Annotated in this window: 1 protein-coding gene; it reads right to left on the reverse strand. The window is 58.6% G+C overall.

Annotation, left to right across the window (positions count from 1 at the left end):
* A partial coding sequence (locus tag L6D75_RS26895) for an immunoglobulin-like domain-containing protein (RefSeq protein WP_236193949.1) occupies window positions 1-10011 on the reverse strand: 10011 nt, incomplete at both ends.

A 10011-nucleotide genomic window follows, 5' to 3' on the forward strand; every position in this document is an offset into this window, starting at 1 on the left:
TACCAGTCGCGTCGACTTTGACGGTGTAGTCGGTGCCACCGACGTTGACGGTCAGGGTCGTGGCGCTACCAGCCTGCGGCGGGTTGCTCAGCTGGAAGTGGAAGGTGACATTCGCGTCGCCTTCTTTAGCTGGATCGGCCGTCACGGTGACCGTGGTGGTGTCGATCGTGTCTTTGATGTCGGCCGTCGCGGTGGCCTTGCTCAGGTCAACTTCTTCGAAGTTCCCGCCGTTAACTGCAGTCACCTCGGCGGTGACGGTGGTGCCGTCTTTATAGACGTCTTCACCGTTGGTATTCGGGACTTCCAGGACGCCTTTGCCGGTCGCATCGACTTTGACGGTGTAGTCAGTCCCACCGACGTTCACGGTCAGAGTCGTGGGGCTGCCAGCCTGCGGTGGATTGCTCAGCTGGAAGTGGAAGGTAACGTTCGCGTCGCCTTCTTTCGCTGGATCAGCGGTGACCACCACAGTGGTGGTGTCGATGGTGTCTTTGACGTCGGCCGTCGCAGTGGCCTTGCTCAGGTCAACTTCTTCGAAGTTGCCACCGTTGACCGCAGTCACCTCGGCGGTGACGGTGTTGCCGTCTTTATAGACGTCTTCACCGTTGGTATTCGGGACTTCCAGGACGCCTTTGCCAGTCGCATCGACTTTGACGGTGTAGTCGGTGCCACCGACGTTCACGGTCAGCGTCGTAGTGCTGCCAGCTTGCGGTGGATTGCTCAGCTGGAAGTGGAAGGTGACATTCGCATCGCCTTCTTTCGCAGGATCAGCCGTGACTGCCACGGTGGTGGCGTCGATCGTGTCTTTGACTTCAGCAGTGACGCTCGACTTGCTCAGGTCCACGGCTTCGAAGTTGCCGCCATTTACGGCAGTCACTTCGGCAGTCACGGTCGTGCCGTCCTTGTAGACGTCTTCACCGTTGGTATTCGGGACTTCCAGAACGCCTTTACCAGTGGCATCGACTTTGACGGTGTAGTCGGTGCCACCGACGTTGACGGTGAGGGTCGTGGTGCTGCCAGCCTGCGGTGGATTGCTCAGCTGGAAATGGAAGGTGACGTTCGCATCGCCTTCTTTCGCTGGATCGGCCGTCACCACAACGGTGGTGGTGCCTTCTGGCGTAATGGTGTCTTCGACCGTAACGGTATGCGTGGCGTTATCGAGGTTAACGGCCTCGAAGTTGCCGCCATTCACGGCAGTGACTTCCGCAGTTACGGTGCTGGCGTCTTTGTAGACATCTTCCAGGTTGGTGTTTGGAACCTCCAGAACACCTTTACCGGTTGCATCGACTTTGACGGTGTAATCGGTACCGCCGACGTTGACGGTCAGAGTCGTGGTGCTGCCCGCTTGTGGTGGATTGCTCAGCTGGAAGTGGAAGGTGACGTTGGCATCACCTTCTTTCGCTGGATCAGCGGTGACCACCACAGTCGTGGTGTCGATCGTGTCTTTAACGTCGGCCGTTGCAGTGGCCTTGCTCAGGTCAACTTCTTCGAAGTTACCACCGTTGACCGCAGTCACCTCGGCAGTCACGGTGCTGCCGTCTTTGTAGACGTCTTCACCGTTAGTGTTTGGAACTTCCAGGACACCTTTACCGGTTGCATCGACCTTGACGGTGTAGTCGGTGCCACCGACGTTGACGGTCAGCGTCGTGGTGCTGCCAGCCTGCGGCGGGTTGCTCAGCTGGAAGTGGAAGGTGACATTCGCGTCGCCTTCTTTCGCAGGATCGGCCGTCACGGTGACCGTGGTGGTGTCGATGGTGTCTTTGACGTCGGCAGTCGCGGTGGCTTTGCTCAGGTCAACTTCTTCGAAGTTACCACCGTTGACCGCAGTCACCTCGGCAGTCACGGTGCTACCGTCTTTGTAGACGTCTTCGCCGTTGGTGTTCGGGACTTCCAGGACGCCTTTCCCGGCCGCATCGACTTTGACGGTGTAATCGGTACCGCCGACGTTGACGGTCAGCGTCGTGGTGCTGCCCGCTTGTGGTGGATTGCTCAGCTGGAAGTGGAAGGTGACGTTGGCATCACCTTCTTTCGCTGGATCAGCGGTGACCACCACGGTGGTGGTATCGATGGTGTCTTTGACTTCAGCAGTCACGCTCGACTTGCTCAGGTCCAGGGCTTCGAAGTTACCGCCGTTTACGGCCGTCACTTCGGCAGTCACGGTGGTGCCGTCTTTGTAGACGTCTTCACCGTTGGTATTCGGGACTTCCAGGACACCTTTGCCGGTCGCATCGACCTTGACGGTATAGTCAGTCCCGCCGACGTTGACGGTCAGCGTCGTGGTGCTACCAGCCTGCGGTGGGTTGCTCAGCTGGAAGTGGAAGGTGACGTTCGCGTCGCCTTCTTTCGCTGGATCAGCGGTGACCACCACAGTCGTGGTGTCGATCGTGTCTTTAACGTCGGCCGTTGCAGTGGCCTTGCTCAGATCAACTTCTTCGAAGTTACCACCGTTGACCGCAGTCACCTCGGCAGTCACGGTGCTGCCGTCTTTGTAGACGTCTTCACCGTTAGTGTTTGGAACTTCCAGGACACCTTTACCGGTTGCATCGACCTTGACGGTGTAGTCGGTGCCACCGACGTTGACGGTCAGCGTCGTGGCACTGCCGGCCTGCGGTGGATTGCTCAGCTGGAAGTGGAAGGTGACATTCGCGTCGCCTTCTTTCGCAGGATCGGCCGTCACGGTGACCGTGGTGGTGTCGATGGTGTCTTTGACGTCGGCAGTCGCAGTCGCCTTGCTCAGGTCAACTTCTTCGAAGTTACCACCGTTGACCGCAGTCACCTCGGCAGTCACGGTGCTGCCGTCTTTGTAGACGTCTTCGCCGTTGGTGTTCGGGACTTCCAGGACGCCTTTCCCGGCCGCATCGACTTTGACGGTGTAGTCGGTACCGCCGACATTCACGGTCAGCGTGGTGGTGCTGCCCGCTTGCGGCGGATTGCTCAGTTGGAAGTGGAAGGTGACGTTGGCATCGCCTTCTTTCGCCGGATCGGCCGTCACGGTGACCGTGGTGGTATCGATCGTGTCCTTGACGTCGGCCGTTGCGGTGGCCTTGCTCAGGTCAACTTCTTCGAAGTTGCCACCGTTCACGGCAGTGACTTCAGCGGTCACGGTGCTGCCGTCTTTGTAGACGTCTTCACCGTTGGTATTCGGGACTTCCAGGACACCTTTGCCGGTCGCATCGACCTTGACGGTGTAGTCAGTCCCGCCGACGTTGACGGTCAGCGTCGTGGTGCTACCAGCCTGCGGTGGGTTGCTCAGCTGGAAGTGGAAGGTGACGTTCGCGTCGCCTTCCTTAGCCGGATCTGCCGTTACGGTGACGGTGGTGGTGTCGATCGTGTCTTTGACGTCGGCTGTCGCAGTGGCCTTGCTCAGGTCAACGTCTTCGAAGTTACCGCCGTTTACGGCAGTGACTTCGGCAGTGACGGTGGTGCCGTCTTTGTAGACGTCTTCGCCGTTGGTATTCGGAACTTCCAGAACGCCTTTGCCAGTCGCATCGACTTTGACGGTGTAGTCGGTACCACCGACGTTCACAGTCAGGGTGGTAGCGCTGCCAGCCTGCGGCGGGTTGCTCAACTGGAAGTGGAAGGTGACGTTGGCATCGCCTTCTTTCGCAGGATCGGCCGTCACGGTGACCGTGGTGGTATCGATCGTGTCTTTGACTTCAGCAGTGACACTCGACTTGCTCAGGTCCACGGCTTCGAAGTTCCCGCCATTGACGGCAGTCACCTCGGCAGTCACGGTCGTGCCATCTTTATAGACGTCTTCGCCGTTGGTGTTCGGGACTTCCAGAACACCTTTACCGGTTGCATCGACTTTAACGGTGTAGTCGGTCCCACCGACGTTGACAGTCAGGGTCGTGGTACTGCCCACCTGCGGAGGGTTGCTCAGCTGGAAGTGGAAGGTGACATTCGCGTCGCCCTCTTTCGCAGGATCGGCCGTCACGGTGACCGTGGTGGTGTCGATCGTGTCCTTGACATCGGCCGTTGCGGTGGCCTTGCTCAGGTCAACTTCTTCGAAGTTACCACCGTTGACGGCCGTTACTTCGGCAGTCACGGTCGAGCCGTCTTTGTAGACGTCTTCACCGTTGGTATTCGGGACTTCCAGGACACCTTTGCCGGTCGCATCGACCTTGACGGTGTAGTCAGTCCCGCCGACGTTGACGGTCAGCGTCGTGGTGCTACCAGCCTGCGGTGGGTTGCTCAGCTGGAAGTGGAAGGTGACATTCGCGTCGCCTTCTTTTGCTGGATCAGCGGTGACCACCACAGTGGTGGTGTCGATAGTGTCTTTGACGTCGGCCGTCGCAGTGGCCTTGCTCAGGTCAACGTCTTCGAAGTTGCCGCCGTTTACGGCAGTCACTTCGGCAGTCACGGTCGTGCCGTCTTTGTAGACGTCTTCGCCGTTAGTATTCGGGACTTCCAGGACACCTTTACCGGTCGCGTCGACTTTGACGGTGTAGTCGGTACCGCCGACGTTGACAGTCAGGGTCGTGGTACTGCCAGCCTGTGGTGGATTGCTCAACTGGAAGTGGAAGGTGACGTTCGCATCACCTTCTTTCGCAGGATCGGCCGTCACCACCACAGTAGTGGTGCCTTCTGGCGTAATGGTGTCTTCGACCGTAACGGTATGAGTGGCGTTATCGAGGTTAACGGCCTCGAAGTTGCCGCCATTCACGGCAGTGACTTCCGCAGTTACGGTGCTGGCGTCTTTGTAGACATCTTCGCCGTTGGTGTTCGGGACTTCCAGGACACCTTTACCGGTCGCATCGACTTTGACGGTGTAGTCGGTGCCACCGACGTTGACGGTCAGCGTCGTGGTGCTGCCCGCTTGCGGTGGATTGCTCAGCTGGAAGTGGAAGGTGACATTCGCGTCGCCTTCTTTCGCAGGATCAGCGGTGACCACCACAGTCGTGGTGTCGATCGTGTCTTTGACGTCGGCAGCCGCGGTGGCTTTGCTCAGGTCAACTTCTTCGAAGTTACCACCGTTCACGGCAGTGACTTCGGCGGTGACGGTGGTGCCGTCTTTGTAGACGTCTTCGCCGTTGGTGTTCGGAACTTCCAGGACACCTTTGCCAGTCGCATCGACTTTGACGGTGTAGTCGGTACCACCGACGTTCACAGTCAGGGTGGTAGCGCTGCCAGCCTGCGGCGGGTTGCTCAGCTGGAAGTGGAAGGTGACATTCGCGTCGCCTTCTTTTGCTGGATCAGCGGTGACCACCACAGTGGTGGTGTCGATAGTGTCTTTGACGTCGGCCGTCGCAGTGGCCTTGCTCAGGTCAACGTCTTCGAAGTTGCCGCCGTTTACGGCAGTGACTTCGGCAGTCACGGTGGTGCCGTCTTTGTAGACGTCTTCACCGTTGGTGTTTGGAACTTCCAGGACACCTTTACCGGTTGCATCGACCTTGACGGTGTAGTCAGTCCCGCCGACGTTGACGGTCAGCGTCGTGGTGCTACCCGCTTGTGGCGGGTTGCTCAGCTGGAAGTGGAAGGTGACGTTCGCGTCGCCTTCTTTTGCTGGATCGGCCGTTACGGTGACCGTGGTGGTGTCGATCGTATCTTTGACGTCGGCCGTCGCGGTGGCCTTGCTCAGGTCAACTTCTTCGAAGTTACCACCGTTGACCGCAGTCACCTCGGCAGTCACGGTGCTGCCGTCTTTGTAGACGTCTTCACCGTTGGTGTTCGGGACTTCCAGGACACCTTTACCGGTTGCATCGACCTTGACGGTGTAGTCGGTGCCACCGACGTTGACGGTCAGCGTCGTGGCACTGCCGGCCTGCGGTGGATTGCTCAGCTGGAAGTGGAAGGTGACATTCGCGTCGCCTTCTTTCGCAGGATCGGCCGTCACGGTGACCGTGGTGGTGTCGATGGTGTCTTTGACGTCGGCCGTCGCAGTCGCCTTGCTCAGGTCAACTTCTTCGAAGTTGCCACCGTTGACCGCAGTCACCTCGGCAGTCACGGTCGTGCCGTCTTTGTAGACGTCTTCACCGTTGGTGTTCGGGACTTCCAGTACGCCTTTACCAGTCGCGTCGACTTTGACGGTGTAGTCGGTCCCGCCGACGTTCACGGTCAGGGTCGTAGTGCTGCCGGCTTGCGGCGGATTGCTCAGTTGGAAGTGGAAGGTGACGTTCGCGTCGCCTTCCTTCGCCGGATCGGCCGTCACGGTGACCGTGGTGGTGTCGATCGTGTCCTTGACATCGGCCGTTGCGGTGGCCTTGCTCAGGTCAACTTCTTCGAAGTTACCACCGTTGACGGCCGTTACTTCGGCAGTCACGGTCGTGCCGTCTTTGTAGACGTCCTCACCGTTGGTGTTCGGGACTTCCAGTACGCCTTTACCAGTCGCGTCGACTTTGACGGTGTAGTCGGTCCCGCCGACGTTCACGGTCAGGGTGGTGGCGCTGCCAGCCTGCGGTGGATTGCTCAGCTGGAAGTGGAAGGTAACGTTCGCGTCGCCTTCTTTCGCAGGATCGGCCGTGACCACCACAGTAGTGGTGTCGATAGTGTCTTTAACGTCGGCCGTTGCAGTGGCTTTGCTCAGGTCAACTTCTTCGAAGTTGCCGCCGTTGACTGCAGTCACTTCCGCAGTCACGGTGCTGCCGTCTTTGTAGACGTCTTCACCGTTGGTATTCGGGACTTCCAGTACGCCTTTACCAGTCGCGTCGACTTTGACGGTATAGTCGGTCCCGCCGACGTTCACGGTCAGGGTCGTGGTGCTGCCAGCCTGTGGTGGGTTGCTCAGCTGGAAGTGGAAGGTGACGTTCGCGTCGCCTTCCTTAGCCGGATCTGCCGTTACGGTGACGGTGGTGGTGTCGATAGTGTCTTTGACGTCGGCTGTCGCAGTGGCCTTGCTCAGGTCAACGTCTTCGAAGTTACCGCCGTTTACGGCAGTGACTTCGGCAGTGACGGTGGTGCCGTCTTTGTAGACGTCTTCGCCGTTGGTGTTCGGAACTTCCAGGACACCTTTGCCAGTTGCATCGACTTTGACGATGTAGTCAGTACCGCCGACGTTCACAGTCAGCGTGGTGATGCTGCCCGCTTGCGGCGGATTGCTCAGCTGGAAGTGGAAGGTGACGTTCGCATCGCCTTCTTTCGCAGGATCTGCCGTGACCACCACAGTGGTGGTGTCGATCGTGTCTTTGACGTCGGCCGTTGCGGTGGCCTTGCTCAGGTCAACTTCTTCGAAGTTGCCGCCATTTACGGCAGTGACTTCAGCGGTCACGGTCGTGCCGTCTTTGTAGACGTCTTCACCGTTGGTATTCGGAACTTCCAGGACGCCTTTACCACTCGCATCGACTTTGACGGTGTAGTCGGTGCCACCGACGTTGACGGTCAGAGTCGTGGTGCTGCCCGCCTGCGGCGGATTGCTCAGTTGGAAGTGGAAGGTGACGTTCGCGTCGCCTTCTTTCGCTGGATCAGCGGTGACCGCAACAGTAGTCGTATCGATGGTGTCTTTGACTTCAGCAGTGACACTCGACTTGCTCAGGTCCACGGCTTCGAAGTTGCCGCCATTTACGGCAGTGACCTCGGCAGTCACGGTCGTGCCGTCTTTATAGACGTCTTCACCGTTAGTGTTCGGGACTTCCAGGACGCCTTTGCCGGTGGCATCGACTTTGACGGTGTAGTCGGTACCACCGACGTTGACGGTCAGCGTCGTGGTGCTGCCAGCCTGCGGCGGATTACTCAGTTGGAAGTGGAAGGTGACGTTCGCGTCGCCTTCTTTCGCAGGATCTGCGGTGACCACCACGGTGGTGGTGCCTTCCGGGGTAATGGTGTCTTCGACCGTGACAGTATGCGTGGCGTTATCGAGGTTAACGGCCTCGAAGTTGCCGCCGTTCACGGCAGTCACTTCTGCAGTAACGGTGCTTGCATCCTTGTAAACGTCTTCCAGGTTGGTGTTTGGAACTTCCAGAACACCTTTACCGGTTGCATCGACTTTGACGGTGTAGTCGGTGCCCCCGACGTTCACAGTCAGGGTCGTGGTGCTGCCCGCTTGCGGCGGATTGCTCAACTGGAAGTGGAAGGTGACGTTGGCATCGCCTTCTTTCGCTGGATCTGCCGTGACTGCCACGGTGGTGGTGTCGAGGGTGTCCTTGATGTCGGCGGTCACGCTCGACTTGCTCAGGTCCACCGCTTCGAAGTTACCGCCATCAACTTTGGTGACGGTCGCGGTCAGCGTCGAACCATCTTTGTAGACGTCTTCGCCGTTGGTGTTCGGGACTTCCAGGACACCTTTACCGGTCGCGTCAACTTTGACGGTGTAGTCGGTACCGCCGACGTTGACAGTCAGCGTGGTGGCGCTGCCAGCCTGCGGCGGATTGCTCAGCTGGAAGTGGAAGGTGACGTTGGCATCGCCTTCTTTCGCAGGGTCAGCCGTGACCGCCACGGTGGTGGTGTCGGTGGTGTCCTTGATCTCGGCGGTGACGCTCGACTTGCTCAGGTCCACCGCTTCGAAGTTGCCGCCATCAACTTTGGTGACGGTCGCGGTCAGCGTCGAGCCATCTTTGTAGACGTCTTCGCCGTTGGTGTTCGGGACTTCCAGGACACCTTTACCGGTAGCGTCGACTTTGACGGTGTAATCAGTACCACCGACGTTCACGGTCAGAGTCGTGGGGCTGCCAGCCTGCGGTGGATTGCTCAGCTGGAAGTGGAAGGTAACGTTCGCGTCGCCCTCTTTCGCTGGATCAGCGGTGACCACCACAGTGGTGGTGTCGATGGTGTCTTTGACGTCAGCCGTCGCAGTGGCCTTGCTCAGGTCAACTTCTTCGAAGTTGCCGCCATTTACGGCCGTCACTTCGGCGGTGACGGTAGTGCCGTCTTTATAGACGTCTTCGCCGTTGGTGTTCGGGACTTTCAGGACACCTTTACCGGTTGCATCGACTTTGACGGTGTAGTCGGTCCCGCCGACGTTCACGGTCAGGGTTGTGGCGCTACCAGCCTGCGGCGGGTTGCTCAACTGGAAGTGGAAGGTGACATTCGCGTCGCCCTCTTTCGCAGGATCGGCCGTTACGGTGACGGTGGTGGTGTCGATCGTGTCTTTGACTTCAGCAGTGACGCTCGACTTGCTCAAGTCGACCGCTTCGAAGTTACCGCCATCAACTTTGGTGACGGTCGCGGTCAGCGTCGAACCGTCTTTGTAGACGTCTTCGCCGTTGGTGTTCGGGACTTCCAAGACGCCTTTACCAGTCGCGTCGACTTTGACGGTGTAGTCGGTACCGCCGACATTCACGGTCAGCGTGGTGGTGCTGCCCGCTTGGGGTGGATTGCTCAGCTGGAAGTGGAAGGTAACGTTCGCGTCGCCCTCTTTCGCAGGATCTGCCGTGACCACAACAGTGGTGGTGCCTTCTGGCGTAATGGTGTCTTCGACCGTAACGGTATGCGTGGCGTTATCGAGGTTAACGGCCTCGAAGTTGCCGCCATTCACGGCGGTGACTTCTGCAGTAACGGTGCTGGCGTCTTTGTAGACATCTTCCAGGTTGGTGTTCGGAACCTCCAGAACGCCTTTACCAGTCGCATCGACTTTGACGGTGTAGTCGGTGCCGCCAACGTTTACGATCAGCGTGGTGGTGCTGCCCGCTTGCGGCGGGTTGCTCAGCTGGAAGTGGAAGGTGACGTTCGCATCGCCTTCTTTTGCAGGATCAGCGGTGACCACCACAGTGGTGGTATCGATGGTGTCTTTGACGTCGGCAGTCGCAGTGGCTTTGCTCAGGTCAACTTCTTCGAAGTTGCCGCCGTTTACGGCAGTCACTTCGGCAGTCACGGTAGTGCCGTCTTTGTAGACGTCTTCGCCGTTAGTATTCGGGACTTCCAGGACGCCTTTACCGGTCGCATCAACTTTGACGGTGTAGTCGGTACCGCCGACATTCACGGTCAGCGTGGTGGTGCTGCCCGCTTGCGGCGGATTGCTCAGCTGGAAGTGGAAGGTGACGTTCGCATCGCCTTCTTTTGCAGGATCAGCGGTGACCACCACAGTGGTGGTATCGATGGTGTCTTTGACGTCGGCAGTCGCAGTGGCTTTGCTCAGGTCAA

Source organism: Pseudomonas faucium (genome assembly GCF_021602585.1).
GTDB lineage: Bacteria > Pseudomonadota > Gammaproteobacteria > Pseudomonadales > Pseudomonadaceae > Aquipseudomonas > Aquipseudomonas faucium.